General features: G+C 64.9%; 22 protein-coding genes. 13 read left to right on the forward strand and 9 right to left on the reverse strand.

Features of this window, described 5'->3' with window-relative positions; translation table 11 throughout:
• Nucleotides 1-67: 67 nt before the first annotated feature.
• Nucleotides 68-1,063: a DMT family transporter gene (locus tag P0D80_RS07810; protein ID WP_408175942.1), complete on the reverse strand. Its 996-nt coding sequence runs from the start codon at nucleotides 1,061-1,063 to the stop codon at nucleotides 68-70.
• A 611-nt stretch (nucleotides 1,064-1,674) separates the two neighbouring features.
• Here P0D80_RS07810 and dapC point away from each other — a divergent pair.
• The 6 genes from dapC to cls all read left to right on the forward strand — a co-directional run bounded on the left by dapC (nucleotide 1,675) and on the right by cls (nucleotide 8,204).
• Entirely contained in the window at nucleotides 1,675-2,892 is a 1,218-nt protein-coding gene (gene dapC / locus P0D80_RS07815) for a succinyldiaminopimelate transaminase (RefSeq protein ID WP_408282628.1), read from the forward strand.
• A gap of 68 nt (nucleotides 2,893-2,960) precedes the next feature.
• The gene (gene dapD, locus P0D80_RS07820) at nucleotides 2,961-3,788 is read left to right on the forward strand and encodes a 2,3,4,5-tetrahydropyridine-2,6-dicarboxylate N-succinyltransferase (protein ID WP_027213332.1); all 828 of its coding nucleotides are present in this window, start codon (nucleotides 2,961-2,963) and stop codon (nucleotides 3,786-3,788) included.
• Nucleotides 3,788-4,153: an ArsC family reductase gene (locus P0D80_RS07825; protein ID WP_132373917.1), complete on the forward strand. Its 366-nt coding sequence runs from the start codon at nucleotides 3,788-3,790 to the stop codon at nucleotides 4,151-4,153. The genes dapD and P0D80_RS07825 overlap by 1 nt, the downstream gene beginning before the upstream one ends.
• Nucleotides 4,154-4,320: 167 nt before the next feature.
• Nucleotides 4,321-5,460 carry a succinyl-diaminopimelate desuccinylase gene (gene dapE / locus P0D80_RS07830; RefSeq protein ID WP_408175938.1) on the forward strand — a complete coding sequence of 380 codons (1,140 nt, stop codon included), beginning with the start codon at nucleotides 4,321-4,323 and terminating at the stop codon, nucleotides 5,458-5,460.
• 17 nt (nucleotides 5,461-5,477) lie between these two features.
• Nucleotides 5,478-6,362: a 50S ribosomal protein L3 N(5)-glutamine methyltransferase gene (prmB, locus tag P0D80_RS07835; protein WP_132373915.1), complete on the forward strand. Its 885-nt coding sequence runs from the start codon at nucleotides 5,478-5,480 to the stop codon at nucleotides 6,360-6,362.
• Between the two features lie 390 nt (nucleotides 6,363-6,752).
• Nucleotides 6,753-8,204: a cardiolipin synthase gene (cls, locus tag P0D80_RS07840; protein WP_408282631.1), complete on the forward strand. Its 1,452-nt coding sequence runs from the start codon at nucleotides 6,753-6,755 to the stop codon at nucleotides 8,202-8,204.
• Between the two features lie 11 nt (nucleotides 8,205-8,215).
• Here the strand turns inward: cls and P0D80_RS07845 are convergent, their stop codons facing one another.
• Entirely contained in the window at nucleotides 8,216-8,695 is a 480-nt protein-coding gene (locus tag P0D80_RS07845) for a glutathione peroxidase (RefSeq protein ID WP_408175936.1), read from the reverse strand.
• A gap of 135 nt (nucleotides 8,696-8,830) precedes the next feature.
• On the opposite strand from P0D80_RS07845, the gene P0D80_RS07850 reads away from it, so the two are divergent.
• Together P0D80_RS07850 and P0D80_RS07855 are read left to right on the forward strand one after the other, a co-directional pair.
• Nucleotides 8,831-10,774 carry an ATP-binding cassette domain-containing protein gene (locus P0D80_RS07850; RefSeq protein ID WP_408282633.1) on the forward strand — a complete coding sequence of 648 codons (1,944 nt, stop codon included), beginning with the start codon at nucleotides 8,831-8,833 and terminating at the stop codon, nucleotides 10,772-10,774.
• Nucleotides 10,775-10,907: 133 nt separating this feature from the next.
• Entirely contained in the window at nucleotides 10,908-11,966 is a 1,059-nt protein-coding gene (locus P0D80_RS07855) for a CaiB/BaiF CoA transferase family protein (protein WP_408176180.1), read from the forward strand.
• A gap of 209 nt (nucleotides 11,967-12,175) precedes the next feature.
• On the opposite strand, the gene P0D80_RS07860 is transcribed toward P0D80_RS07855, so the two are convergent.
• From P0D80_RS07860 to alr, 3 genes are all read right to left on the reverse strand, one after another.
• A complete protein-coding gene (locus tag P0D80_RS07860) occupies nucleotides 12,176-12,454 on the reverse strand; it encodes a DUF2866 domain-containing protein (RefSeq protein WP_408175933.1) in 279 nt (92 codons plus the stop codon).
• Nucleotides 12,455-12,597: 143 nt separating this feature from the next.
• Nucleotides 12,598-13,974 (reverse strand): DNA repair protein RadA, encoded by a 1,377-nt coding sequence (gene radA, locus P0D80_RS07865; RefSeq protein WP_132373910.1) that lies wholly within the window; start codon nucleotides 13,972-13,974, stop codon nucleotides 12,598-12,600.
• Nucleotides 13,975-13,977: 3 nt separating this feature from the next.
• Complete coding sequence (alr, locus tag P0D80_RS07870; protein ID WP_408175930.1) at nucleotides 13,978-15,048, reverse strand: alanine racemase; 1,071 nt, start codon at nucleotides 15,046-15,048, stop codon at nucleotides 13,978-13,980.
• Nucleotides 15,049-15,266: 218 nt separating this feature from the next.
• Between alr and lplT the strand changes: the two genes are divergently transcribed.
• Together lplT and thiD are read left to right on the forward strand one after the other, a co-directional pair.
• Nucleotides 15,267-16,574, forward strand: a complete 1,308-nt coding sequence (lplT, locus tag P0D80_RS07875; protein ID WP_132373908.1) for a lysophospholipid transporter LplT — start codon at nucleotides 15,267-15,269, stop codon at nucleotides 16,572-16,574.
• A 58-nt stretch (nucleotides 16,575-16,632) separates the two neighbouring features.
• Nucleotides 16,633-17,439, forward strand: coding sequence for a bifunctional hydroxymethylpyrimidine kinase/phosphomethylpyrimidine kinase (gene thiD / locus P0D80_RS07880; RefSeq protein WP_408282637.1), 807 nt, complete (start codon nucleotides 16,633-16,635; stop codon nucleotides 17,437-17,439).
• 375 nt (nucleotides 17,440-17,814) lie between these two features.
• On the opposite strand, the gene P0D80_RS07885 is transcribed toward thiD, so the two are convergent.
• Genes P0D80_RS07885 through tsaB form a run of 4 tightly spaced genes read right to left on the reverse strand, consistent with a single transcriptional unit; the run spans nucleotide 17,815 to nucleotide 21,359 of the window.
• A complete protein-coding gene (locus P0D80_RS07885) occupies nucleotides 17,815-18,828 on the reverse strand; it encodes a DUF1853 family protein (protein ID WP_408282640.1) in 1,014 nt (337 codons plus the stop codon).
• Complete coding sequence (locus P0D80_RS07890) at nucleotides 18,825-20,060, reverse strand: uracil-DNA glycosylase family protein (RefSeq protein ID WP_408282642.1); 1,236 nt, start codon at nucleotides 20,058-20,060, stop codon at nucleotides 18,825-18,827. Before P0D80_RS07890 ends, P0D80_RS07885 begins: the two co-directional genes overlap by 4 nt.
• Nucleotides 20,047-20,541 carry a ribosomal protein S18-alanine N-acetyltransferase gene (gene rimI, locus P0D80_RS07895; protein WP_132373904.1) on the reverse strand — a complete coding sequence of 165 codons (495 nt, stop codon included), beginning with the start codon at nucleotides 20,539-20,541 and terminating at the stop codon, nucleotides 20,047-20,049. The genes P0D80_RS07890 and rimI overlap by 14 nt, the downstream gene beginning before the upstream one ends.
• Nucleotides 20,538-21,359: a tRNA (adenosine(37)-N6)-threonylcarbamoyltransferase complex dimerization subunit type 1 TsaB gene (tsaB, locus tag P0D80_RS07900; RefSeq protein WP_408282645.1), complete on the reverse strand. Its 822-nt coding sequence runs from the start codon at nucleotides 21,357-21,359 to the stop codon at nucleotides 20,538-20,540. Before tsaB ends, rimI begins: the two co-directional genes overlap by 4 nt.
• Nucleotides 21,360-21,540: 181 nt before the next feature.
• Between tsaB and P0D80_RS07905 the strand changes: the two genes are divergently transcribed.
• The 3 genes from P0D80_RS07905 (at nucleotide 21,541) to aceA (ending at nucleotide 25,659) form a co-directional block, all read left to right on the forward strand.
• Nucleotides 21,541-21,810 carry an acyl-CoA-binding protein gene (locus P0D80_RS07905; RefSeq protein ID WP_408282999.1) on the forward strand — a complete coding sequence of 90 codons (270 nt, stop codon included), beginning with the start codon at nucleotides 21,541-21,543 and terminating at the stop codon, nucleotides 21,808-21,810.
• Nucleotides 21,811-22,266: 456 nt separating this feature from the next.
• The gene (locus tag P0D80_RS07910) at nucleotides 22,267-23,898 is read left to right on the forward strand and encodes a DEAD/DEAH box helicase (RefSeq protein WP_408282649.1); all 1,632 of its coding nucleotides are present in this window, start codon (nucleotides 22,267-22,269) and stop codon (nucleotides 23,896-23,898) included.
• 456 nt (nucleotides 23,899-24,354) lie between these two features.
• Entirely contained in the window at nucleotides 24,355-25,659 is a 1,305-nt protein-coding gene (gene aceA, locus P0D80_RS07915) for an isocitrate lyase (protein WP_132373901.1), read from the forward strand.
• The last annotated feature ends 231 nt before the right edge of the window (nucleotides 25,660-25,890 follow it).

Below are 25,890 nucleotides of genomic sequence, written 5' to 3' on the forward strand. Positions count from 1 at the left end.
CCGCGAACCCTCGGGCCTCGGATGCCGGCTTCACGCGGTGAGGCATGTGCCGGCTAATGAGGGGCAATCATACCATCGCGCGTGAGCGGTTTTTGCCGTCCTTACGGTCGTCGAGTCCGGCATCGCGTCCGTCAGCGAGACTCTCCTCCTGAATGGCCGGATCGGGCGGCATGGTCTTGGTCCGATGCACCCAACTCGACAGCGCCGAAGCCAGCACGATGCACACGCCGCCCGCCCATTCGCGCGGACCGGGCGTCTCGCCGGCGAAGAGCCACGCGGACAGCGCCGTGACCACGATCTCGAACAGCATGATGATCGACGCCCGGTTGGCCGGCACGCGCGCGAGGCCGTACTGCACCAGCATATTGTTCGACGCCAGCAGAAACCCGAGGCCGAGCACCAGCCAGGCGGCCGTGCCGAGATGCGCGCCGGTGGGCGGCGTGGGCATCGCCTCGAACAGCGAGGCACAGGCACTGAACAGCGCCGCGCCGCCAAAGATCGTCGCGGTGCGCATTTCCGGCTTCATGTCCGGCAACACGCGGCTCGTCTTGAGAATCAGCACGTTGCTCATGGCGAAGCCCATGCCGCCCGCAAGGCCTGCCCATTCGGCGAGATTGCCGGGCACGGGAATGCCTAGTTGCGGCGACCACAGCATGGTCATCGCGCCGGCCAGCGACAATGCTGCCAGACCCGCGCCAGCCCAAGTCAGCCGTTCGTGCAGGATGAAGTGCGCGAAGAGCGCGGTCCACGCGGGGGTGAGATAGAACAGCAGCAGCACGCGCATCACCTGGCCGTGAATCGAGCCCCACACGAAGCCGAGGTTGGTGATGCCCGCCGCCAGCGCGAGAGCCGGCAGCAGCCAGTGCCAGCGCACGGTCTTGAGCGCGCGATAGCGCACCAGCAGCACGAACAGGCAGCCGGCGCCGCTCGTCAGCGCGCTGGCTGCGGTGCCCGTCACACCGAGCGCCGCCAGCATGCGCAATGGATACCAAATCACGCCCCACACCGACGCGCCCAGCATGATCGCGAGCGTCGGCCAACCGTTGCGAAGCCAGTTGGTCATGGTGCGGGGCTCCTTGCGGAGGTTTTTGGGGCGTTTCTGTCGCGGACCGCGGTGCTCTTTGCGCAGGCGCTGGTGGCCTTCAGGCCGACGACCGCGACTTTCCTTGCATAGGCGCTAGTGGTGTTCCGGCCGCGCACTGCCGCTCTACTCGCAAAGGCGCTGCGGGCGTTCCGACCGAGGACCGCGGCGCTCCTGCGCCTGTTGTGTCCGGTTGTCTCCAAGACTGCTGCGTACATTGCTGCTCCTGCTTCTTTTTTGCGCGAACCGTCGGCGGTTCGCGTCGTTCCCGCTGCAGCGCATTGCCTGCGCCGCCTGGCGGGTTGCGCCGTTGCTCAACGGCGCGATGTCCTCTTACCTGTTCAACTGCTTAACCGTTCAACTTACCTTTTACGGCGCGGCCGTGAATCGCCTGTGCGTGCCGCCGGCGCCAAATCTGCCCGTGAACGGCTGCGCGAGGCTACGCCCGCCACGCCATGCGCACCACGCTATAATCATCCGCTTGCCGCTCTGCCGTGTGTTTCGCGCACCTTGTGCGCTTGACCGCCGGCGCGCGTGCCCCGCTTCTTTCCGCATCCGTCTGTGCCCCTCTTCGATCAGGCTCGATCCGCCCAGTGAATCCGCTACTCGACTCCCTTCAGCCCTACCCGTTCGAAAAGCTGCGCGCGCTTTTCGCGGAGCTCACGCCGACCGCCGGCCTCGCGCATATCAGCTTCGGCATCGGCGAGCCGAAACACCCTACGCCCGCGCTGATCCGCGACGCGGTGGTGGCCTCGCTCGGCGGTTTGTCCTCGTATCCGGCCACGATCGGGTCGCCGGCGCTGCGCGAGTCGATCGCAAAGTGGGTCACGCGGCGCTACAACCTGCCGCCGGTCGATCCGGCCACCCAGGTGCTGCCGGTGTCGGGTTCGCGCGAGGCGCTGTTCGCGCTCGCCCAGACCGTGCTCGATCCGAAAAAGAATGCTGACAGCGAGCCTGCGATCGTACTCTGTCCGAACCCGTTCTACCAAATCTACGAAGGCGCGGCGATTCTGGCCGGCGCGCAGCCGTACTTCGTGAATAGCGCCCCGGCGCGCAACTTCGCCTGCGACTACTCGGCGGTGCCGGCCGACATCTGGGCGCGCACGCAACTGCTCTACGTCTGCTCGCCCGGCAATCCGACCGGTGCGGTGCTCACGCTCGACGACTGGCGCGAACTGTTCGCGCTGTCGGACCGCTACGGCTTCGTGATCGCCTCGGACGAGTGCTACTCCGAAATCTATTTCGACGAAGCCAACCCGCCGCTCGGCGGCCTGGAAGCGGCCCACCGGCTCGGCCGCGGTTTCGAGCGGCTCGTCATGCTGTCGAGCCTGTCCAAACGCTCGAACGTGCCGGGCATGCGCTCGGGCTTCGTCGCGGGCGATGCGGCGATTCTCAAGGACTTCCTGCTATACCGGACATACCACGGCGCGGCCTTGTCGACAGTGTTCCAGAGTGCCAGCATCGTGGCCTGGAATGACGAGACGCACGTGCGCGAGAACCGCGCGAAGTACGTGCGGAAGTTTTCCACCGTGACGCCGATGCTCGCCGAGGTGCTCGACGTGCGCCTGCCGGACGCCGCGTTCTACCTGTGGGTGGATGTCTCGCGCACGGGCCTCACGGACACCGAGTTCGCCCAGCGCCTCTACGCCGACTATAATGTGACGGTTCTGCCGGGCTCGTTCCTCGCGCGCACTGCGCACGGTGTGAACCCCGGCCGCAATTTCGTGCGCATGGCGCTCGTCGCCGACGTCGACGAATGCACGCAGGGCGCGCAGCGGATCGTCGATTTTTGCCGCGCACTGGCGGGTTGAGTTTTCACTTTGCGACCCCGCGCACCGCATCCCTTCTTCAGACTTCAACTCTTCGATAAAGCACGCATATGTCGCAACAACTTCAGCAGATCATTGACACCGCCTGGGAAAACCGCGCCGAACTGTCGCCGAAGGCCGCTCCGGCCGACGTGCGCGAAGCCGTCGCCCACGCCATCGAGCAACTGGACAAGGGCGCGCTGCGCGTCGCGGAAAAGAAGGACGGCGACTGGGTCGTCAATCAGTGGCTGAAGAAAGCCGTGCTGCTGTCGTTCCGCCTGGAAGACAACGCGCCGATGCCGGCCGGTGGCTACTCGCAGTTCTACGACAAGGTGCCGTCGAAGTTCGCCAACTACACCGCTGAAGACTTCGCCGCCGGCGGCTTCCGCGTGGTGCCGCCCGCGATCGCGCGCCGCGGCTCGTTCATCGCGAAGAACGTCGTGCTGATGCCGTCGTACACGAACATCGGCGCGTACGTGGACGAAGGCACGATGGTCGACACGTGGGCCACCGTCGGTTCGTGCGCGCAGATCGGCAAGAACGTGCACCTGTCGGGTGGCGTGGGCATCGGCGGCGTGCTCGAGCCGCTGCAGGCGAACCCGGTGATCATCGAAGACAACTGCTTTATCGGAGCGCGTTCGGAAGTGGTGGAAGGCGTGATCGTCGAAGAAAACTCGGTGATCTCGATGGGCGTGTACCTCGGCCAGAGCACCAAGATTTACGACCGCGAAACCGGCGAAGTCACGTATGGCCGCATTCCGGCGGGCTCGGTGGTGGTGGCGGGCAACCTGCCGTCGAAAGACGGCTCGCACAGCCTCTACTGCGCCGTGATCGTCAAGAAGGTCGACGCCAAGACGCGCGCGAAGGTCGGCTTGAACGAGCTGCTGCGAGGCGACTGATGGCGCGCGGCACGAAAACCGTCGTCTACGGCATCCCGAACTGCGATACCGTGAAGAAAGCCCGCGTGTGGCTTGAAGAGCACGGCGTCGAGTTCGAGTTCCACGACTTCAAGAAACACGGCGTGACCGAACCGCTCGTGCAGGACTGGCTGAAAGACGTGAAGCTCGACGCCTTGCTGAACCGGCGCGGCACCACGTGGCGCGCCCTGTCCGACGACATGAAGGCGGCCGCGGACACGCAGTCGGGCGCGATCGCGTTGATGATCCACAAGCCGTCGGTAATCAAGCGGCCTGTGCTGGTGGTCAACGGGCGCGTCAAGTCGCTCGGCTTTTCGGCGGACGACTACACAGCGCTGTTCGCGTGAGCCTGCGCGGCCTGGCCTGAAGCGTGATTTCGCGCAACTGAGCGCAACACGTAGTCGCGGTACGTAGTAAAACGCGGCCTCGGCCGCGTGGCTCAAAAGCTGTTGCCGGCTGCGGTGTTCAACCGCCAGCCGGCATTTTTTCATTTCAAAGTGGCTGTATCGAATCCATGTCCGGCACCCTCGCCCTTACCGAACAACTGATCGCGCGTGCGTCCGTCACGCCCGACGACCAGCATTGCCAGCGCCTCCTGATCGAGCGCCTGTCCGCGCTCGGCTTCGAGCACGAGACCATCGAATCGAACGGCGTGACCAACCTGTGGGCCGTTAAACGCGGCGTCGACGGCACCGCGGGCAAGCTGCTCGCGTTCGCCGGCCATACCGACGTGGTGCCGACCGGCCCGCTCGAACAATGGCACTCGGCGCCGTTCGAGCCGACCCGTCGCGACGGCAAGCTGTATGGCCGCGGCGCGGCGGACATGAAAGCGTCGATCGCGGGCTTCGTGGTGGCGAGCGAGGAGTTCGTCGCCGCGCACCCGGCGCACCGCGGCTCGATCGCCTTCCTGATCACGAGCGACGAAGAAGGCCCCGCCACCGACGGCACCGTCAAGGTCGTCGAGGCCCTGCAGGCGCGCGGCGAGCGCATGGACTACTGCGTCGTCGGCGAACCGACTTCGAGCGCGCAATTCGGCGATATGGTGAAGAACGGCCGGCGCGGTTCGATGTCGGGCAAGCTGATCGTCAAAGGCGTGCAAGGCCATATCGCCTATCCGCATCTGGCGAAGAATCCGGTGCATCTGCTCGCGCCCGCGCTGGCCGAACTGGTCGCCGAACGCTGGGACGACGGCAACGAATACTTCCCGCCCACCACGTGGCAGGTGTCGAACATTCATAGCGGCACCGGCGCGACCAACGTGATTCCGGGCCATGCGGACGTGATGTTCAACTTCCGCTTCTCGACGGCCAGCACGGTTGAAGGTCTGCAGGCCCGCGTGCACGCGATCCTCGACAAGCACGATCTGGACTACGATCTGCAATGGACCGTGAGCGGCTTGCCGTTCCTCACGCCGCGCGGCGATCTGTCGAACGCGCTCGCCAAGGCGATCAAGGACGAAACCGGTGTCACCACTGAACTGTCGACCACCGGCGGCACCTCGGACGGCCGCTTCATCGCGCGCATCTGCAAGCAGGTGATCGAATTCGGCCCGCTGAACGCCAGCATCCACAAGATCGACGAACATATCGAAGTCGCACACATCGAGCCGCTGAAGAACGTGTATCGCCGCGTGCTCGAACAACTGATTGCGTGACCCAAGGACTATTTGCGATGACGCTCCCGTTTTCCACCGTTCGCGACCTGCTGCGTTTCGCGGTCTCGCGCTTCAACCAGGCCGATCTGTCGTTCGGCCACGGCTCGGCCAATGCCTACGACGAAGCCGTCTATCTGGTCCTGCACACGCTGCATCTGCCGCTCGATCTGCTGGATCCGTTTCTGGACGCGCGTTTGACCGCGGCTGAAATCGACGCCGTGCTGAACGTGATCGAGCGCCGCGCCACCGAGCGCGTGCCGGCCGCCTACATCACGCAGGAAGCCTGGATGCACGGCTTCCGCTTCCACGTGGACGAGCGCGTGATCGTGCCGCGTTCGTTCATCGGCGAATTGCTGCAGGACGGTTTGCAGCCCTACGTGGAAGATCCCGAGCAGGTGAGCGCCGTGCTGGAGTTGTGCACCGGCTCCGGCTGCCTCGCGATTCTCGCCGCGCATGCGTTCCAGAACGCGGATATCGACGCGGTGGATCTGTCGGCGCCCGCGCTGGAAGTCGCCGCGCGCAACGTCACGGACTACAAGCTCGACGACCGCGTCGCGCTGTTCGAAGGCGATCTGTACGCGCCGCTCGCCGAGCGCCGCTACGACGTGATCATCAGCAACCCGCCGTACGTGAACGCGGCGTCGATGCAGGATCTGCCGGCCGAATACAAGCACGAGCCGGACATGGCGCTGGCGGGTGGCGTCGACGGCATGGACATCGTGCGGCGGATCATCGCCGAAGCGCGCAACTGGCTGACCGACGAAGGCGTGCTGGTCGTCGAGATCGGCAACGAGCGGGCGAACGTGGAAGCGGCGTTCGGCGGGCTCGATCTGGTCTGGCTGTCCACCAGTGCCGGCGACGATAACGTGTTCCTGATCCAGGCGGCCGATTTGCCGGTTTGAGGTTTTATCGCTTCTTCGGGATGCGGTGCGCATGGCGGGCTTGACCTGCTGTGCGCAGTGCGCCTGAGCAAAGCCGCTTTACCGGGCGCTCGCTTTGCGCCCAATCTCTGCGCGTCGCGCGTCCAAACGAAGCCGCTTTCACGAGCGCTCGCTTCGATCCCAAGTCTCGTCCAACATCCCACGCCCGACTCGCGCGCTTACGACCAGGCAAAAGCAAAAATGTTCTGCCCACGTCGACCACACCGCATTCGCGCACGCGCCCCCGAAGCTTGACTGCGGCTTGACCATTCCCCACCCTCAACGCACGCACGTTCGGTAAGATGGGCGCGGTCAGCTGCCCGGCGCCTATCGAGCCGGCCGAGGCAGCGCTTCGCCAACCCAACCCTGCCTATGCAATTCGACCTGCTTCACATCGGCACGCTGGTCGCCCTCTGCCACATTCTCGGCGTGGCCGCGGCATGCCACGCGATTCTCAACACGCGCACTTCGCAAGGTGCGATCGCGTGGGCCGTGTCGCTGGTCGCGATGCCTTATCTGACGCTGGTGCCGTATCTGTTCCTCGGCCGTAGCAAGTTTGCCGGCTACGCGGACGCACGCCGCGTCGAGAACGAACTGCTGCGCACGCGCGCGCATCCGCCGGAATGGGACACGCGCGCGTCGTCGGCGGGCCTGCCCACGCTGGAGCTCGGCGGCAGGCTCGTGCATTCGCTCACGCGCCTCGGCGGCATGCCGTTTCTGCCCGGCAACTCGGTACGCACGCTGGTGAACGGCGCGGCGACCTTCGAGGCCATCTTCGAAGCGATCGAGAACGCGCGCCGCTACGTGATCGTGCAGTTCTTCATCGTGCGCGACGACGCGCTCGGCGAGATGCTCAAAGACGCGCTGATCGCGAAAGCGCAACAAGGCGTGCGCGTCTATTTCCTGTACGACAGCATCGGCAGCTTCGATCTGCCACACCGCTATGTGGCGGCGCTGCGCGCCGGCGGCGTGGAGACGCATCCGTTCGCTACCAATCGCCGCTTCGTCAATCGTCTGCAACTGAACTTCCGCAATCACCGCAAGATCGTTTCGGTGGATGGCGAACGCGCGTTTGTCGGCGGGCACAACGTGGGCGTGGAATATCTCGGCGGCAAGCCGCCGCTCTCGCCGTGGCGCGATACGCATATCGAGGTGCGCGGCCCGGCGGTCGGCAGTATCCAGTTCGTATTCACGGAAGACTGGCACTGGGCCACGCAGCAGTTGCCCGAATTCGACATGCCGCCCGCTCCGGTCGCCGATCCCGCGGCGGGGCAAGGCATGCACTGCCTCGTCGTGCCGAGCGGTCCGGCGGACAAGCAGGAGACCTGCTCGCTCTTTTTCGTCGAAGCGATCAACGCGGCGCGCGAGCGAGTCTGGATCACCTCGCCCTACCTGATCCCCGACGAGGCGGTATTCTCGGCCTTGCGGCTCGCGGCGCTGCGCGGTGTGGACGTGCGCATTCTGATTCCGAGCCGGCGCGATCACCTCGTGGTGTTCGCCGCCTCGAAACTGTACGCGTACGACTCACTACGCGCGGGAATCCGGATCTTCCGCTACCAGCCGGGCTTTCTGCATCAGAAGGTCGTGCTGATCGACAGCGCGGCCGCGGCGATCGGCAGCGCCAATCTCGACAACCGCTCGTTCCGGCTGAACTTCGAGATCATGGTGCTGACCGTGGATCGCGGCTTCGCCAAAGAGGTCGAAACGATGCTGCTGGCCGACTTCGCCGAATCGCGTGAAATCGACCGCAATGAATACCGCAAGGCCACCGCTTTGAAACGCGTGTTGATGCACGTGGCGCGTCTCTTTTCGCCGATCCTGTAGCGGCCGCCGGCTTACAGCAGCTTTTCGATATCTTCGGTAATCGCCTCGGGCTTCGTCAGCGGCGCATAGCGCTTCACCACGTTGCCGTCGCGGCCGATCAGGAACTTGGTGAAATTCCACTTGATCGCTTCCAGCCCCAGCAGGCCCGGCGCCTCGCCCGTCAGATAGCGGAACAGCGGATGCGCGTTCGCACCGTTCACGTCGACCTTGTCGAACATCGGAAAGGTCACGCCGTAGTTCTTTTCACAGAAACTGCCGATCTGCGCGGCGTCGCCCGGCTCCTGCTTGCCGAACTGGTTGCAGGGAAATCCGAGCACCGCGAGCCCGCGTGCCGCATAGGTGTCGTACAGCTTTTGCAAGCCCGCGTACTGCGGCGTGAACCCGCATTCGCTCGCCGTGTTGACGATCAGCAGAACCTTGCCGTCGTACTGCCCGAGGCTCACTTCCTCGCCGCCCAACGTACGTGCTGCAAACGAATAAATCGATGTCATGTGTTCCCCCCGTGAAAGCCGTCAGTCTATGCCAAAAGCTTCGCCGGTACAGTCGGCCGAATGGCCGATCCCGGTTGAGCGCCCGGTGTCGGGCCCGGCAGTCTAAAATAGCGGTTTTCTTCAGTCGGCCTTTTCGTGATCCGCTTTAACCAGTTCAGCCTCGCGCGCGGCACCAAGCCGCTCTTCGACAACACCACGTTCACCCTCAACCCCGGCGAAAAGGCCGGCCTGGTGGGGGCGAACGGCGCGGGCAAGTCGACGCTGTTCGCCGTGCTGCTTGGCGAGCTGCATGCTGACGGCGGCGATTTTTCGATCCCGCCGAACTGGCAGATCGCCCACGTCGCGCAGGAAACGCCTGCCGCGGACAAGACCGCCCTCGCCTACACGCTGGACGGCGACGCCGCTTTGCGCGCGATCGAAGCGGCGATTGCCGCCGCCTCCGCCGCGCACGACGGCGCGGCCGAAGGCGAAGCGCACGCCGCATTCGCCGACGCCGACGGCTACACCGCGCCCGCGCGCGCCGAAGCCCTGCTGCTCGGCCTCGGCTTCACGCTGGAACAGACGCGCGAGCCGGTCAGCAGCTTTTCTGGCGGCTGGCGCATGCGCCTGAACCTCGCGCAGGCGCTGATGTGCCGCTCCGATCTGCTGCTGCTCGACGAACCGACGAACCACCTGGATCTCGACGCGATCGTCTGGCTGGAAGACTGGCTGGCCCGTTATCCGGGCACACTGATCGTGATCTCGCACGACCGCGAATTCCTCGATTCGGTCTGCAACGTCACGCTGCATCTGGAACAGCAGCAGATCAAGCGCTACGGCGGCAACTACTCGCAATTCGAAGTGCTGCGCGCACAACAGATCGCGTTGCAGCAAAGCGCGTACGAAAAGCAGCAGCGCACGGTCGAGCATTTGCAGAGCTACATCAACCGCTTCAAGGCGCAGGCCACCAAGGCGCGCCAGGCGCAGAGCCGCGTCAAGGCGTTGGAAAAGATGGAGCTGATCGCGCCGGCGCACGCGTCCTCGCCGTTCACGTTCGAATTCCGCACGCCCGATTCCGCGCCGAATCCGATGATGGTGATGGAAGGCGTGCGCTGCGGCTATCGGAGCGAGAGCGACCCCGCCGTCGAGATTCCGATCGTCGATCACGTCATGCTGTCGATCCAGAACGGTCAGCGCATCGGGCTGCTCGGCGCCAACGGCCAAGGCAAATCCACGCTGATCAAGACGCTCGCCGGCACGCTCGAGGCGCTCGGCGGCCACGTTCGCGAAGGCAAAGGGCTGCGCATCGGCTACTTCGCGCAGCATCAGCTCGAAACGCTGCGCCCCGACGACACCCCGTTGCAGCACCTCGCGCGTCTCGCACCGGACACGCGCGAGCAGGAATTGCGCGACTTCCTCGGCAGCTTCAATTTTTCCGGCGAGATGGCGACCTCGAAGATCGCGCCCTTCTCTGGCGGTGAAAAAGCCCGCCTCGCGCTCGCGCTGATCATCTGGCAAAAGCCGAATCTGCTGCTGCTCGACGAACCGACCAATCACCTGGATCTCGAAACGCGTCACGCGCTGACCATGGCGCTCGCGCAGTTCGAAGGCACGCTGATTCTGGTGTCGCACGACCGGCACTTGCTGCGCGCCACCACGGATCAATTCATGCTGGTCGCGAAACATCGCCTGCAGGAATTCGACGGTGACCTCGACGACTATCGGGACTGGCTGCTTCAACATGCGGCCGAGCAACGCGCAGCGCTCAAAGCGAACGCGGCATCGAGCGGCGGCAATGGCGGCGACAGCGGCGTGAACCGCAAGGAACAGCGGCGCCTCGAGGCGGAAACGCGTCAAAAGCTCGCGCACCTGAAAAAACCGCTGCAAAGCCGGATCACGAAGATCGAAAAGGAAATGGACGCGCTCAACGCGGAGAAGGCGACGCTCGATGCTTTTGTCGTCGATCCGGCGAGTTACGAGCCCGAGCAGAAAAGCAAACTGACGGAGGCGATCCGCCGTCAGGCAGATGTGAACGCGCGCCTCGAAACGCTCGAAGCCGAATGGCTCGAGACTCATGAGGAACTCGAACAAATCGGCTAGCGGCACGCAGTTTCAGGTCCGCGCCGGCATCGACGGGAGGTTGGCTTTGTCATCCGCGACATCATCCGTCTCAACGCCTGATTCATCGGCCACAGTTTCGGCCGCCGCGTCGGCTGTCTCCGCGCCGCCCGCGCTGCAAGGGCTGCGTGTGCTCGACCTGACGCGCCTGCTGCCGGGACCGGTCGCCGCCCTGCGCCTTGCCGAACTGGGCGCCGACGTGCTGAAGATCGAAGCGCCCGGCGCCGGCGATCCCACCCGCACGATGATGCAGTCGTCGAGCGATCGCGTGGCCGGGCGGCCCGGCGCGTTTTACCGGCTGGTGAATCGCGGCAAGCGCGAAACGCGCCTCGACCTCAAATCCGAAGCGGGACGCAACGTGCTGTGCGCGCTCGCGGCGGAAGCGGACGTGCTGATCGAGAGTTTCCGGCCAGGCGTGATGGAGCGGCTGGGCCTCGGCTACGAAACGCTGCGCACGCTCAATCCGCGGCTGGTGTTCTGCGCGATCAGCGGATACGGCGCGAGCGGCCCGTTCGTCGACCATGCCGGACACGATCTGAACTACATCGGCTACGCGGGCGTGCTCGATCAACTGGCGGGCCGTGACGGCGCGCCGATCCTGCCGAATTTCCAGATTGCCGACCTGCTCGGCGGCGCCTTGAGTGCGGTCACGCAGATTCTCGCGGCGCTATGGCATGTGTCGCGCGGCGGCGAAGGCCGCTTCGTCGATGTCTCCATGACGCATGCCACCTACGCGCACAACGTCGTGGCGCAGGTCGCGCTCGCTAACGAAGGCGCGGCGCCTGCCGTCGGCGCCGGTCTGCTGAACGGCGGTGTGCCTTGCTACAACCTGTACCGCACGCTCGATAACCGCTGGCTCGCGGTCGGCGCGCTCGAACTGAAATTCTGGGAAACGCTCTGCATGGCGCTCGACCGGCCCGAATGGGCCACGCGCCACTGGAGTCTCGGCCAGGCGATCGGCGGTCCGGACGCCACCGCGCTCACTCAGGAACTAGCCGACGTGATCGGCAAGCGTCCGTTGGAAGAATGGGTTTTGCTGCTGGAGTCGCTCGACTGCTGTGTCTCGCCGGTGCTCACGGCTGCCGAAGCCGCGCGGCATCCGCTGTTCAATCCGCAGGCTTACGATGCGGCGAGCGCGAGCGGTGAAAACGATGAAGAGAGCCTCATCAGGTAAGGCGCAGGAGAAGCAGCGCCTTGGCGGGGCCCAGCCGGCCGGCGGTGAAATGCCACCTGGTGCGCCACTTCTTAGCTCTGTGCGGCGAGAAAAGGCTCAGAAGCCACGAGGGCTAAAGGCGTAAGGAGCAAAGGCTAGCCGCGAGCCGCGAGCGCAGGAAAATAACCACGCGACACACTCCGGGCCAGCCCGCTCCGCCCGCACAAACCTCAGCGCCGCGCCGCAGTTTGCCGCGGCAACGTCTGACGCGGCGTCTTTTCGTCGTCGTACAGCACGTGCTTGCGGCCTTCCACATGACGATTGATCGTCGCGCGAACTTCGGCGGCCGTGGCGTCTTCGGCCACCACCCGCCGCGAAATCTGCCCTGCCGTGTCGATCCATTCGACGATCCGGCAAGCGCCGCCCCAAGGCTGGCGAATAGGCGCGGAGACGCGGCAGCCGCGCACCTGGATCGGCTGCTCGGCTACGGTTTCATATGACTGTTTCAAGGCGCGATCCTTTTTCGGGCATCAGAAGGGATGCATACCCTTGCAGCTTAGGAAAAAGGAATGTCGGGTAGGTTACAGCCAATATGGAGATATTTACCGGGCATTACGGAACGTCGGGCGCCCCAGGACGCCCGAACCCCCGTCTATTCGAGCGTGCGGACCCGATCGATCGCCTGTTCGATCCGCTCGACCGCAACGACCTGTAAGCCTTCTATCGGCTGCTTCGGCGCATTGGCCTTGGGAATCACCGCGACCGAAAAGCCCAGTTTGGCGGCTTCCTTCAGACGCTCCTGACCGCGTGGCGACGGCCGGATCTCGCCGGCGAGACCCACTTCCCCGAACACCACCAGCCCCTTGGGCAACGGCTTGTTACGCATGGACGAATGAATCGCGAGCAGCACGGCCAGGTCGGCCGCGGGCTCGGTAATCTTCACGCCGCCCACGGCGTTCAGAAACACGTCCTGATCGAAACACGCGATACCGGCATGCCGGTGCAGCACCGCCAGCAGCATCGCGAGCCGGTTCTGTTCCAGGCCGACCGCAAGGCGCCGCGGATTCGGCGCGTTGGCGGCATCCACGAGGGCCTGCACTTCGACCAGCAGCGGGCGTGTGCCCTCCTGCGTCACCAGCACGCAGGAACCCGGCACCGACTGCTCGTGCTGCGACAGAAACAGTGCCGACGGATTGGCCACGCCGCGCAATCCGCGCTCGGTCATGGCGAACACGCCGAGCTCGTTGACCGCGCCGAAGCGGTTCTTGATCGCGCGCACCAGCCGATACGAGGAATGCGTGTCGCCCTCGAAGTACAACACCGTGTCGACGATGTGCTCGAGCACGCGCGGCCCGGCGAGCGCGCCTTCCTTGGTCACGTGGCCGACCATGATGATGGTGGTGCCCGACTGCTTGGCGATCCGCGTGAGTTGCGCCGCGCACTCGCGCACCTGGGCGACCGAGCCCGGCGCGGAAGTCAGCGCATCGGAATAGACCGTCTGGATCGAGTCGATCACCGCGACATCGGGCCGCTGATCGGCGATCGTCGCCTGAATTTTTTCGAGCTGAATTTCGGCGAGCAGTTGCAGCTCGCTCGCCTTCGAGCCCGGCTCCAGCAACGAAAGCCGTTGCGCGCGCAACGCAATCTGCGCGGCCGATTCCTCGCCGCTAATATAGAGCGCGCGTTTGTCGGCGGCGATCTCCGCAAGCGATTGCAGCAGCAGCGTCGATTTGCCGATGCCCGGATCGCCGCCGATCAGCACCACGCCGCCCGGCACCAGACCGCCACCGAGCACGCGGTCGAACTCGCTCACGCCGGTGGAAAAGCGCGGCACATCGGACGCGTCGATATCGGCGAGCCGGCGCACCGGCGCGCTCTTCGCGAGCGACTGGAAGCGGTGCGTGGACGGCGCTTCCGCCACCGACTCGACCAGCGTGTTCCACGCATTGCATGACGGGCATTGGCCGGCCCATTTCGGCGATTGCCCGCCGCATTCACTGCAGATGTACAACGTCTTCGGTTTAGCCACGCGTTATTCCGCCCGTACCGGCACGCGCGGCGCCACGGCGCACATCAACTCATAGCCGATGGTGCCGCACGCCTGCGCGACGTCGTCGATCGGCAGCGAGGTACCCCATAGCTCGACGCGCGAGCCGACGTTGGCGGTCGGCACCGGCGTCAGGTCGACGGTGAGCATGTCCATCGAGACGCGCCCGACGACCCGCGTGCGCACGCCGTCGACGATCACCGGCGTGCCCTCCGGCGCGACGCGCGGATAGCCGTCCGCGTAGCCGCACGCCACCACGCCGATGCGCATCGAACCGCGCGCCTTGAACGACGAGCCGTAGCCGACCGTATGGCCTTCGTTGAGCATTTGCACGGCGATCAGTTCCGAAGCGAGCGTCATGGCCGGTTGCAGGCCCGTGCCTTCGATCGCGGCTGTCACGCCGGACGGCGACGCGCCGTACATGATGATGCCCGGGCGCACCCAATCGAAGTGCGTGGCGGGATGCCACAGCGTGGCGGCCGAATTGGCGAGGCTGCGCGCGCCGGCAATGCCCTGCGCGCCGCGCTCGAACGCTTGCATCTGATAGTCGACGCCGCGATCGCCGTCGGCGTCCGAGAAATGGGTCATCAAGGTGATCTGGCCGACGCCCTGGCAGGCGCGCGCCCGCTCCCACGCGGCGCGAAATTTCTCCGGCGTGTAACCGAGGCGATTCATGCCGGTGTTCATCTTCAACTGGATGTTGACCGGCTTGGACAGGCGCGCCATTTCGAGCATGCGCAACTGTTCGTCCGAATGCAGCGCGGTGGTCAGGCTGTAGCGGTCGATCACGTCGATATCGGTCGGACGAAAGAAGCCTTCGAGCAGAAGAATCGGGCCGGCCCAGCCCAATTCACGCAACTTCACGGCTTCTTCGAGGTCCAGCAACCCAAAGCCGTCGGTTGCGCGCAGGCCGGGAAAAACTCGCGCAAGGCCGTGCCCGTAGGCGTTTGCCTTGACGACGGCCCAGATTTTGGATTTCGGCGCGTAGCGCCGGGCAACGGCGAGATTATTGGCGAGAGCGGAGGTATGAATCGTGGCTGAGAGGGGGCGCGGCATGGGATATTTTCGTAAAGACGCTTGCGAATCAGCGGCTTACAGGGCGTTTTCAACGCTCGGCAGCCCGCTGGGCGGTGCGATCAAGGATTCTGCTAGTCCGAATCCATCTATTTTCATGATATAAAGCCGTGCGCACAACCCATTTCGAACGGCATAAGCCCGGACGCTCAACCAGCGGCCGGGGCGGACAGACCGCAGCGAGGACAGCATCGCATCAGATGAAAAAAGGTTTTTACACCATCATGGCCGCGCAGTTTTTTTCGTCGCTGGCCGACAATGCGCTTCTGATCGCTGCTATCGCACTGCTGAAAGATCTTCACGCCCCGAACTGGATGACGCCGCTGCTCAAGCTGTTCTTTGTGCTGTCATACGTCGTTCTCGCCGCCTTCGTGGGCGCCTTCGCCGACTCCCGTCCGAAAGGACGCGTGATGTTTATCACCAATACCATCAAGGTCGTCGGTTGCATCACGATGCTGGTCGGCGCGCATCCGCTGCTCGCGTATGGGATCGTCGGCTTTGGCGCGGCGGCCTACTCGCCGGCGAAGTACGGCATTCTCACCGAACTGCTGCCACCTGACCGGCTGGTCGCCGCGAACGGCTGGATCGAAGGCACGACCGTCGGCTCGATCATTCTCGGCACCGTGCTCGGCGGTGCGCTCATCAGCCCGCACATTGCGGCGCCGATCCTGCGGCACCACATTCCCTCGGTCAACACGCCCGCCGAGGCGGCGATGCTGGTCATCATGGCGATCTATATCATCGCCGCGCTGTTCAATCTGCGCATTCCCGACACCGGCGCGCGCTATCCGAAACAGGAACGCGGCCCGATCAAACTCGTTACCGATTTCGCCGACTGTTTCCTCGTGCTATGGCGCGACAAGCTCGGCCAGATTTCGCTCGCCGTCACCACGCTGTTCTGGGGCGCCGGCGCGACGCTGCAATTCATCGTGCTGAAATGGGCCGAGGTGTCGCTCAACATGTCGCTCTCCGAAGCAGCCATCCTGCAGGCGGTGGTGGCCGTGGGCGTGGCGGCCGGCGCGATCTTCGCGGCGTCCCGCGTACCGTTGAAAAAGTCGCTGTCGGTGTTGCCGGTCGGCATCATGATGGGCATCGCTGTAATGCTGATGGCGTTCTACACGCGCGACCTGTTCCCTGCCCATTGGGGTCTCTATTTCGGCCGCGTGCATGTGCCGGGCTATCTGATCGTCGCGTATGTGTTTCTGATGATCGTCGGCGGCCTGTCGGGCTTTTTCGTCGTGCCGATGAACGCGCTGCTCCAGCATCGCGGGCACGTGCTGCTGTCGGCGGGTCACTCGATCGCCGTGCAGAACTTCAACGAAAACCTCTCGGTGCTCGTGATGCTGTGCCTCTACGCGGTGCTAGTGTGGCTCGACGTGCCGGTCACGGCGGTGATCGTGCTGTTCGGCACCTTCGTCTGCGTGATGATGTGGTTCGTGATGCGGCGCCACCAGGCCAACCAGCGCGCGTTCGATTCGGTCGCGCTGATCGGCGAAGTCAAGCACTGATCCGCGCTGGCTGCCCGCTCACGTCGCGGCCCGCGCCTTCCTCCTTCCTCGCTTTGCCATGACTCAACCGATTCCCAATGTGCTGACGATCGCCGGTTCCGATTCCGGCGGCGGCGCCGGCATTCAGGCCGATCTGAAGGCTTTCTCGGCGCTCGGCGCGTACGGCGCGAGCGTGATCACCGCGCTGACCGCGCAGAACACGCGCGGCGTCACCGCGATTCACGCGCCGGACCCCGGCTTCGTTACCGCGCAACTCGACGCGGTGTTCGACGACATCCGCATCGACGCCGTGAAGATCGGCATGCTGGCGAACGCGCCGATCGCGCGCGCGGTCGCCGACGCGCTGCGCCGGCATAAACCGAAGCACATCGTGCTCGACACGGTGATGATTTCGAAAAGCAACCACGCGTTGCTGCTGCCGGACGCGGTCGCGGCGGTGCGCGACGAATTGCTGCCGCTTGCCGATCTGCTAACGCCCAATCTGCCGGAAGCGGCCGCATTGCTCGGCGTGCGAGCCGCGACCGATGAAGCCGGCATGGTCGAGCAAGGCGAAGCGCTGCGTGCGCTCGGTGCACGCGCGGTGCTGATGAAGGGTGGCCATTTGAGCGCTACCGATAGTCCGGACTGGCTGGTGCAGGAGAGCGGCACGCTGCGTCTCGGCGGCCCGCGTGTACCGGTGAAGAATACACATGGGACGGGCTGTACGCTGTCGTCGGCTATTGCGGCGCTGATTCCGCAGCGTGGCGATCTGGCGAGCGCCGTCGCCGACGCGAAGGAGTATCTGACCGGCGCGCTGCAGGCGAGCGATCGACTCGACGTCGGCAGCGGCGTCGGGCCGGTGCATCATTTTTATCGGTGGTGGTGAGGTGCGGCTGGGTGTTGTGGTGCTCTGGCTGCGTTCGCCCGGTCTAGGGGCTTGGCTGATGGTTGCGCGGCGCTTGTGCGTTGTAGTGGACCTGCGGCGTTGTCCAGTTCTACGGCACTCTTAACGATGGCAGTGAGGCGCTCGCGCGTGGTTGTGGACCTGCGGCGTTGCCCGGTTCTACGGCACTTTTAACGACAGCGGTGAGGTGCTCGCGCGTTGTAGCGGACCCACCGCGTTGCACGGCCCTACTGCGTACTTTGATCGACGTTGGAGACGGGTCTTGTGCGTCGTAGCCGACTGGCTGCGCTGCTCGGGTCTGCGCCTCAGTCTTTCTGGCGCCTCTTTTTTTTCCGCTTCTTTCCCGTTCACCCGCTGCTACTGCCGCGCATAGCTTTGCGCCAGCTCGGGCCACTCGTCCGGCACGATAAAGCCACGCGAACGTTCTATTAGATTGCCTGCGCTGTCCTCAGCGAACGCGGCGACCATCGCCGGTCCGTGCTGATGCAACGTTTGTCCGGCGAGCGTTTGCGCATCGACGAAAGCGAGGCCCGCGGTCTGCACCTCAAGAGGCGTATGACGCCGCGGCGCAAGCCATTCCAGCCGCGGCAATGTTCGCCACTTTTGCGCCTGCGCCGCCGCGAATTCCGGCCAATCACCGCGCGTCACCCACCACCCATGGCCATGCGCCGGATCGACTTCAATAGGATCGAGCAGCGTCTCGCCATGCCGGTAAAACAGCCAGCCTTTGATGAACATCTGCGGCGTCCACGGACCCGCGTAGCCGACCGAGGCGAACTCCTCACGCGCGCTCAACGGCAACTGGTGATTCAGCACATGCGCGAGCTTGAGGTCGAAGCGGTCTTTCAGATTCGGGCCGACGTAATCGGATAACCGAGCGGACGACTGAGCATGCCCTCCGCCAGCATGCAGATAGCACTTCACGGCCAGCTCCCAATGGAGCCGCGCACCCTGCCGCGTCTGCACCAGAAAATCGCATTCGCCAAGCGTGACACCAGCGCGCCGCAACGGCACGCCGGCAGCCACCAGCCGCGCCGCCGGTCCATGTTGCAGGAACCAGCCGAGCAGCCGTTCGGCGTACCGGCCGAGACGCGTGATGCGCGTCGCCGCAAGCTCGTGATGCAAGGGTTCGGGCGCGGCGTCGAGCGCGCGCAGCCAGTCGATGGTCGCCTGCGCTTCCTGCGGCGCGTCGAAGGGATTCGCCAGCGCGCCCACCGGTGGTTGCGGGCGCAACAGATCGGCGCTCAGCAACAACCACGTGAGATCGCGCACGGCGGAGTCGTGCAAGGTATCGAGCAGCGTATCGCGGCTTGCGGCTTCGATGCCCGGCGCAGCGTCGGAACCGGCCGCCGGCCCCTCGGAGGCCGTCACTTCGACGCGTTCGACGGCGCGCCGCCCGCCGCCTGCCACGTGTCGCGCGCAAGGCACAGGTCGGCCCAGGCTTTGGCCTTGTCGGGCAGGCTGCGCAGCAGATACGCCGGGTGATACGTGACGATCACGGGCACGCCCTCGTATTCGTGCACGCGGCCGCGCAGCGACGAAATGCTCGCCTCGGTTTTCAGCAGACTTTGCGCCGCGAAGCGGCCGAGCGCGACGATCAGCTTCGGCTTGACCAGCGCCACCTGACGTTGCAGATACGGCTCGCAACGTGCGACTTCGTCCGCCTCGGGATTACGGTTGCCGGGCGGCCGGCACTTGATCACGTTCGCGATATAGACGTTCGTGTCGCGCGCGAGCGTCAGCGAACGCAGCATGTTGTCGAGCAGCTTGCCGGCCTGGCCGACGAACGGCTCGCCAAGACGGTCCTCGTTCTCACCTGGCGCTTCGCCGATCAGCATCCAGTCGGCGCCGCGATCGCCGACGCCGAACACCGTGTTCGTGCGTTTCTCGCACAGACGGCAAAGCCGGCAGGCGGCGACGCGCTCGCTCAACGCGTCCCAGTCTAGCGTGTGGATTGCCGGCGCTGCAGGGGCTTCGTCGCGTGCGTCGGCGGGAGCTTGGGTCGGCAGGTCGTCGAACCAAGCGAAATCGTCATCGGGTGGCGCGTCGAATGTCGGCGGCTCGGAGCTGCGGGGTTGCTGGGCTTGCGTTGACTGCGATGGTTGCGGCTGGCGTGTCTCGACCGGCGCTTGCGTCCGTCCTTGCGTTGGATCTTGTGCAGGCCGTCCATGACGTTCAGCTTGCTCGCCGTTCTGCATGGAACGCGGCGACTCGCCTGCGCGCGTCTCAGCCGTCGGCTGGCGATCATCGAACCGATCGCGTGCCCCTGCCGCAGGCGATGCCTGCTCCGGACGGCCAGGCGTGCGGCGTTCGCCTTGCGCTGGCGCGGCATTGGCTTGTTGAACGTCTGCCGCCCGCGCCGCGGGCTGCGAGGTTTGCTGTGCGCGAGTAACGGGTGGCAACCCTGGCGCCGCGCCGCGCGTCTCTGCTCGACGCGCATCCGGCCCGGCCAGCGCACCAGCGCTCTGCCCGACCACGCCTGCGGCCTCGGATGCTGCTTGAGCTTGCGGCTCAACAACCACCTCCTGCGCCACCGCCATCCCGCGACGCACCCACATTGGCGCGAGCCCGAACTCTTCCAGTACCGATTCATGCAGCGCCATCTGCGCCCTCCGTGGCAAACGAGAAACGCATCACGATGGCGTCCTCCCGGCTGCGATGCCGCGCCGGATAATAGTTTTTGCGCCGGCCGATCGAAGCAAAGCCGAAGCGCTCATACAAGTGGATCGCCCGATAATTCGACGGCCGCACTTCCAGCAGCAGGCCGTCGAGTTTTTCAGCGCGGGTAATGCGCACCGCTTCGCGCAGCAGCGCGAGCCCGGCGCCGGCGCCTTGCGCCGCGGGCGTCACGCACAGATTGAGCAAATGCATTTCGTCGACGACCGGCATCAGCACGCAATAGCCGATCAGCGTGCCCGTGACATGGCGCAGACAAACGCCGAAGTAGCCGTTGCGCAGCGAGTCGCCGAAATTGCCCCGGCTCCATGGAAACTCATAAGCGATTTTTTCGATGGCGGCGACTTCGTCCAGGTCGCCTTCGGTCATCGGCGACATGTAGCGGTCCGCGAGCAACACGCCACTCATTGCCGGCCCTCGCCTTGCGCTGCGTCGTGCGCGAGTCTGGCGGCCTGCTCGGCCTTGGCGGCTTTTTCAGCTTTGTCTGCAACCCGCTCAGCGGTGGTCTGGGCGACCTTGTCGCGTACGTATTCCGGCGCAGCCTGGTCGGCGGGCACCGTGCGGCCGGCGCGCAATGCGCGCAGCGCAGCGTGGGCGAGCGGCACGGCGTGCGGCAGCGCTTCGCCGTCGACGCTCTTCGCCGCGGCGAGCGCCGGCAGCCGCGCGCCGAAGGCCGCGGCGGCATTGCCTGCCAGCGTGAAAGGGACATCGGGCAAAACGAGCCGGTCCGGTGCATCGAGCGACGCCGCCTGCAGCGTGCGCCATTCACCTTGCGCGTCGTCCCAGGCGTAGTCGGCCCAATAGATTTCGTCCATGCGGGCGTCGAGCGCGGCGAGCACGCGTGTCACCGACGGATCGCGCAGCCGGGCGCTCTCGGCACAGGCGAGCAACGTGCTGACCGGCACGACTGGCAGATTCAGGCCGAACGCGAGGCCTTGGGCGACGCCGGTCGCGGTACGCAGGCCGGTGAACGACCCGGGACCGGAACCGAAGGCGATGGCGTCGCAGTCCGTCAGTTTCAGGCCGGCTTCGTCGAAAAGTTCGCGGATGGCGGGCAGAAGGCGCGTGCTGGACACCGCGCCGGTTTGCTCGTGGCGCACCCAGAGACGCGGTTCGGCGCAAGCCTCTTCAGGCGTGGCGCCGACCGCACTGCCGGGAGCGGACAGAAGCGCCACCGAGCAGAATTCGGTCGAGGTATCGAGGGCGAGGAGCACAGTTTGAGTCATGGACCGTATTGTAATCGGCACGGCGCACGCAAATGTGGTTTGGCATGCGCGCGGCATGCTTCGGCGTTGCGACCGTCTGCCGGCCGATGTTTGGAATAAGCCCTCGGCCCCGCGGCGGTACGCAATTGTTATGATCGTCAGCCGATCTCAATCCCGATCCCGCCCGGCGGGCAACATGACAATGACCGACATCGACACCCAGTTCACCCAAGCCCACGAAGACGTCCAGCAGTTGCCGGAGCGTCCGGGCAATCTCACCCTGCTGCGCCTGTATGCCCTCTACAAGCAGGCCACCCGCGGCGACGCTCACGGCGACAAGCCGGGCTTCACCGACATCGTCGGCAAATACAAGTACGACGCGTGGGCGGCGCTCAAGGGCACGGCGCAGGACGCCGCGAAGCAGCAATACGTCGAACTGGTCGAAGCGCTCAAAAGCGGCGAGGCGGCCTGAAGCAGCTGTGAAGCGACCATTGGGGGCCCGCCCGACCACCGGACCGCCCGCCAGACCAGCACCCGGCACAAACTTTTCCACCAGGAAAACTCCTAACAGTGGCGCAGTGCAGCAAAACCCTATACAATGCTGCCTGCGCTTCACTGCTTTGCCCGGCTTTCTTCTAGCGGCCTTTGCGGCGCAGCGCCTCGTAGCGTTTAGCTCCAATCCAGTTTAGAACCTGTCCCCTCCTGCCTAGCCCCCTACGGGCGATCATGTCCCAGGCTGGCGGCACGCCGTGTTGGCATGTCGCATCCGATACAGCTTCTAACGAAAAGCTCGCCTTCATTGTCGCGAGCTGCCCCCGTTTTTCGATTTGCTCGCTGCTTCTTTGCTCGCTGAATCCGACGACTTGGGTATGCCGATTGGCGCCGACGTTTTAATTCCGTGTGTACCAAGGATTTACCAAGGATTCTCATGACTTCGAGCAATACCCCCAGCAGCCCGTTGAACGCCATCGCCGACCAAGCCCTCGGTCTCGCCGACGCACCCGCACAAGCCGCAGCCGTTGCTGCCGCTTCGGAAGCCGTCGCCGCTGAAGCCGCAGCACCGGCCGGCCCGTCGTTCGCGTCGCTCGGTCTGTCCGCGGATGTCGTCTCCGCGCTGACCGCCGCTGGCTATCAGAACCCCACGCCGGTTCAGCAACGCGCCATCCCCGCCGGTATCGCCGGCCGCGACCTGATGGTCTCGAGCCCGACTGGTTCGGGCAAGACCGCCGCGTTCATGCTGCCCGCCATCGAGCGTTTCTCGCAACTGCAGAAGGCGCAAGCCAGCCAGCCGCGTGAACCGCGTCCGGCCGACGGCGCCCGCACGCGCCGTCCGCAACCGGTTGCCCGTCCGACCATGCTGGTTCTGACGCCGACCCGCGAACTCGCGATGCAGGTCACCACCGCCGCTGCCACGTACGGCAAGCACCTGAAGCGCCTGCGCACCGTCAGCATTCTGGGCGGCGTCGCTTACGGCCAGCAATTGATGCTGCTCGCGAAGAACCCGGAAATCCTGGTTGCCACGCCGGGCCGTCTGATCGACCACCTGGAACGCGGCCGTATCGATCTGTCGCAACTGCAGATCCTCGTGCTCGACGAAGCTGACCGCATGCTCGACATGGGCTTCATCGAAGACATCGAAACGATCGTTGCCGCTACGCCGGCTTCGCGTCAAACCATGCTGTTCTCGGCCACGCTCGACGGCAAGATCAGCTCGCTGACCGGCCGCCTGTTGAAGGATCCGGAACGCATCGAGATCGTTCAGCGTCTGGAACAGCGCACCAACATCGCGCAAACCGTCCATTACGTCGACGACCGCGATCACAAGGATCGTCTGCTCGACCATTTGCTGCGCGACGAAGGCCTCGACCAGGCTATCGTCTTCACGGCAACCAAGATGGACGCCGACCAGCTGGCCGGCCGTCTGGCCGACGCCGGTTTCGAATCGGCGGCCCTGCACGGCGACCTGCCGCAAGGCGCGCGTAACCGCACGATCCGCGCACTGCGCGAGCGCCGCGTGCGCGTGCTGGTGGCAACGGACGTCGCCGCTCGCGGTATCGACATCCCGGGCATCACGCACGTGTTCAACTACGACCTGCCGAAGTTCGCTGAAGACTACGTGCACCGTATCGGCCGTACCGGCCGCGCTGGCCGCTCGGGTATCGCGGTGAGCCTCGTGCATCACGCGGAACAAGGCGCGCTGAAGCGCATCGAGCGCTTCGTGCGCACCCCGCTGCCGGTCAATGTCGTCGAAGGCTTCGAGCCGCGCAAGTCGGCTCCGTCGGGTAACGGCCGTCCTGGCTTTGGCGGCCGCGGCCGTCCGGGCGGTGGCAACGGCGGTGGCCGTCGCTTTGGTAGCGGTTCGGGCAAGCCGGCCGGTAACGGCGGCGGTTCACGCAGCGGCAGCGGCAATGGCGGCGGCTGGGCCGGCAAATCGGCTGGCGGCGGCTCGCGTGAAGGCGGCTTCGGTGGCGGTTCGCGTGAAGGCTACGGTGGTTCGCGCGATGGCGGCTACGGCGCACGCCGCAGCGACGGCCCGCGTACGGCGCGTCGCGGCAGCTAAGTACTGAACCGGGTGCATTCTGCTTCAGGGCTTCGGCCCGTTGCAGCGCCCAGGCGGTACTGCGCAGTCAGCTTGAAAACAGACCCGGATGGCCTCGCGCCGTTCGTCAGTCGAAAGAAACCGGTGCTCAGGCACCGGTTTTTTTTCGTCCGTACTGCGGCGCGCCCCAAATTTCACGATGTGGAAAATTTTTTTGCGTCGTAAAAAATCGTGCTGCAAGGCACAAGACGGCCTATTGCAAGATGGAAAAAGTCGTTTCTTAATGCGAAACGTGCGACGTAATTCATTGATTTTAAACACAAACAAATATTCCAGAAAGGCTCCCCGGCGACTATTGCGCGACCATTGATTTGCCTAGACTCTTATATAAGACTTCACGAAACGAAACGCCCCAACCGGCCAACCGTTTCGACGAAGAAAAGAGTCACCCATCCATACAGGCAACCAAGGAGCACCATGTCCCGTCAAGAACAAGCCAAGCAACTCCAACAGCAATGGGAAACCGATCCGCGCTGGAAAGGCGTGAAGCGCAGCTACACGGCGGAAGACGTGATCCGCCTGCGCGGCTCGGTGCAAGTCGAGCACACGCTCGCCAAGCGCGGTGCGGAAAAACTGTGGGAAAGCGTGAACAACGAGCCGTTCGTCAACTCGCTCGGCGCGCTGACCGGCAATCAGGCCATGCAACAGGTCAAGGCCGGCCTGAAGGCGATCTATCTGTCGGGCTGGCAAGTGGCGGGCGACGCGAACGTCGCCGGCGAAATGTACCCGGACCAGTCGCTGTATCCGGCGAACTCGGTGCCGCTCGTCGTGAAGCGCATCAACAACACGCTGACGCGCGCTGACCAGATCCAGTGGTCGGAAGGCAAGAATCCGGGCGACGAAGGCTACGTGGACTACTTCCAGCCAATCGTGGCGGACGCGGAAGCCGGCTTCGGCGGCGTACTGAACGCGTTCGAACTGATGAAGGCGATGATCGAAGCGGGCGCCGCCGGCGTGCACTTCGAAGATCAGCTCGCGTCGGTGAAAAAGTGCGGCCACATGGGCGGCAAGGTGCTGGTGCCGACCCGTGAAAACATCGCCAAATTGACGGCCGCGCGTCTGGCCGCCGACGTCTCCGGCACGCCGACCGTGCTGCTGGCGCGTACCGATGCGGAAGCCGCGGATCTGATCACGTCGGATATCGACGAAAACGACAAGCCGTTCCTGACTGGCGAGCGCACCGTGGAAGGTTTCTACCGCACGAAGCCGGGTCTCGAGCAGGCGATCTCGCGTGGCCTCGCCTACGCGCCGTACGCTGACATGATCTGGTGCGAAACCGGCAAGCCGGACCTCGAGTTCGCGAAGAAATTCGCCGACGCGATCCACAAGGAGTACCCGGATCAACTGCTGTCGTACAACTGCTCGCCGTCGTTCAACTGGAAGAAGAACCTCGACGACGCGACGATCGCCAAGTTCCAGCGCGAACTCGGCGCGATGGGCTACAAGTTCCAGTTCATCACGCTGGCCGGCTTCCACGCACTGAACTACTCGATGTTCAACCTCGCGCACGGCTATGCCCGCAACCAGATGACCGCCTTCGTCGAAATGCAGCAGGCTGAATTTGCTGCGGCCGAAAAGGGCTTCACCGCGGTCAAGCATCAACGCGAAGTCGGCACCGGCTACTTCGACGCTGTAACGCAAACGGTCGAACGCGATGCATCGACGACCGCGCTGCATGGCTCGACGGAAGACGAACAGTTCTTCGACAAGAAGGTCGCGTAATCCACCCCGTGGTCTGATCGCAGGGACAAGGCAGACAGACGAAAAGCGGCTCCGTCAGAGGGCCGCCGTCACAGGGAGGAGCGCGGTCGTCGGCGCGCGAGTCGAACAGCGCCGGCGGCCAGGTTCTCGCAGTGGAACTTGGGAGAGATCGCAGCAGCAGTCGAGAAAAAGCCAGCACAACGCATTGTGCGGCGAACACAGCGCGCGCCGGCCTCACCGCCGGCGCGTTTT

This window comes from Paraburkholderia sp. RL17-373-BIF-A, from assembly GCF_046030175.1.
GTDB lineage: Bacteria > Pseudomonadota > Gammaproteobacteria > Burkholderiales > Burkholderiaceae > Paraburkholderia.

Excerpts from the sequence above, each read along its gene's own strand:
- P0D80_RS07810 (WP_408175942.1), bottom strand. The coding sequence starts at position 1,063 with ATGACCAACTGGCTTCGCAACGGTTGGCCGACGCTCGCGATCATGCTG.
- dapD (WP_027213332.1), top strand. The coding sequence starts at position 2,961 with ATGTCGCAACAACTTCAGCAGATCATTGACACCGCCTGGGAAAACCGC.
- P0D80_RS07825 (WP_132373917.1), top strand. The coding sequence starts at position 3,788 with ATGGCGCGCGGCACGAAAACCGTCGTCTACGGCATCCCGAACTGCGAT.
- dapE (WP_408175938.1), top strand. The coding sequence starts at position 4,321 with ATGTCCGGCACCCTCGCCCTTACCGAACAACTGATCGCGCGTGCGTCC.
- prmB (WP_132373915.1), top strand. The coding sequence starts at position 5,478 with ATGACGCTCCCGTTTTCCACCGTTCGCGACCTGCTGCGTTTCGCGGTC.
- cls (WP_408282631.1), top strand. The coding sequence starts at position 6,753 with ATGCAATTCGACCTGCTTCACATCGGCACGCTGGTCGCCCTCTGCCAC.
- P0D80_RS07845 (WP_408175936.1), bottom strand. The coding sequence starts at position 8,695 with ATGACATCGATTTATTCGTTTGCAGCACGTACGTTGGGCGGCGAGGAA.
- alr (WP_408175930.1), bottom strand. The coding sequence starts at position 15,048 with ATGCCGCGCCCCCTCTCAGCCACGATTCATACCTCCGCTCTCGCCAAT.
- lplT (WP_132373908.1), top strand. The coding sequence starts at position 15,267 with ATGAAAAAAGGTTTTTACACCATCATGGCCGCGCAGTTTTTTTCGTCG.
- thiD (WP_408282637.1), top strand. The coding sequence starts at position 16,633 with ATGACTCAACCGATTCCCAATGTGCTGACGATCGCCGGTTCCGATTCC.
- P0D80_RS07890 (WP_408282642.1), bottom strand. The coding sequence starts at position 20,060 with ATGGCGCTGCATGAATCGGTACTGGAAGAGTTCGGGCTCGCGCCAATG.
- rimI (WP_132373904.1), bottom strand. The coding sequence starts at position 20,541 with ATGAGTGGCGTGTTGCTCGCGGACCGCTACATGTCGCCGATGACCGAA.
- tsaB (WP_408282645.1), bottom strand. The coding sequence starts at position 21,359 with ATGACTCAAACTGTGCTCCTCGCCCTCGATACCTCGACCGAATTCTGC.
- P0D80_RS07905 (WP_408282999.1), top strand. The coding sequence starts at position 21,541 with ATGACCGACATCGACACCCAGTTCACCCAAGCCCACGAAGACGTCCAG.
- P0D80_RS07910 (WP_408282649.1), top strand. The coding sequence starts at position 22,267 with ATGACTTCGAGCAATACCCCCAGCAGCCCGTTGAACGCCATCGCCGAC.
- aceA (WP_132373901.1), top strand. The coding sequence starts at position 24,355 with ATGTCCCGTCAAGAACAAGCCAAGCAACTCCAACAGCAATGGGAAACC.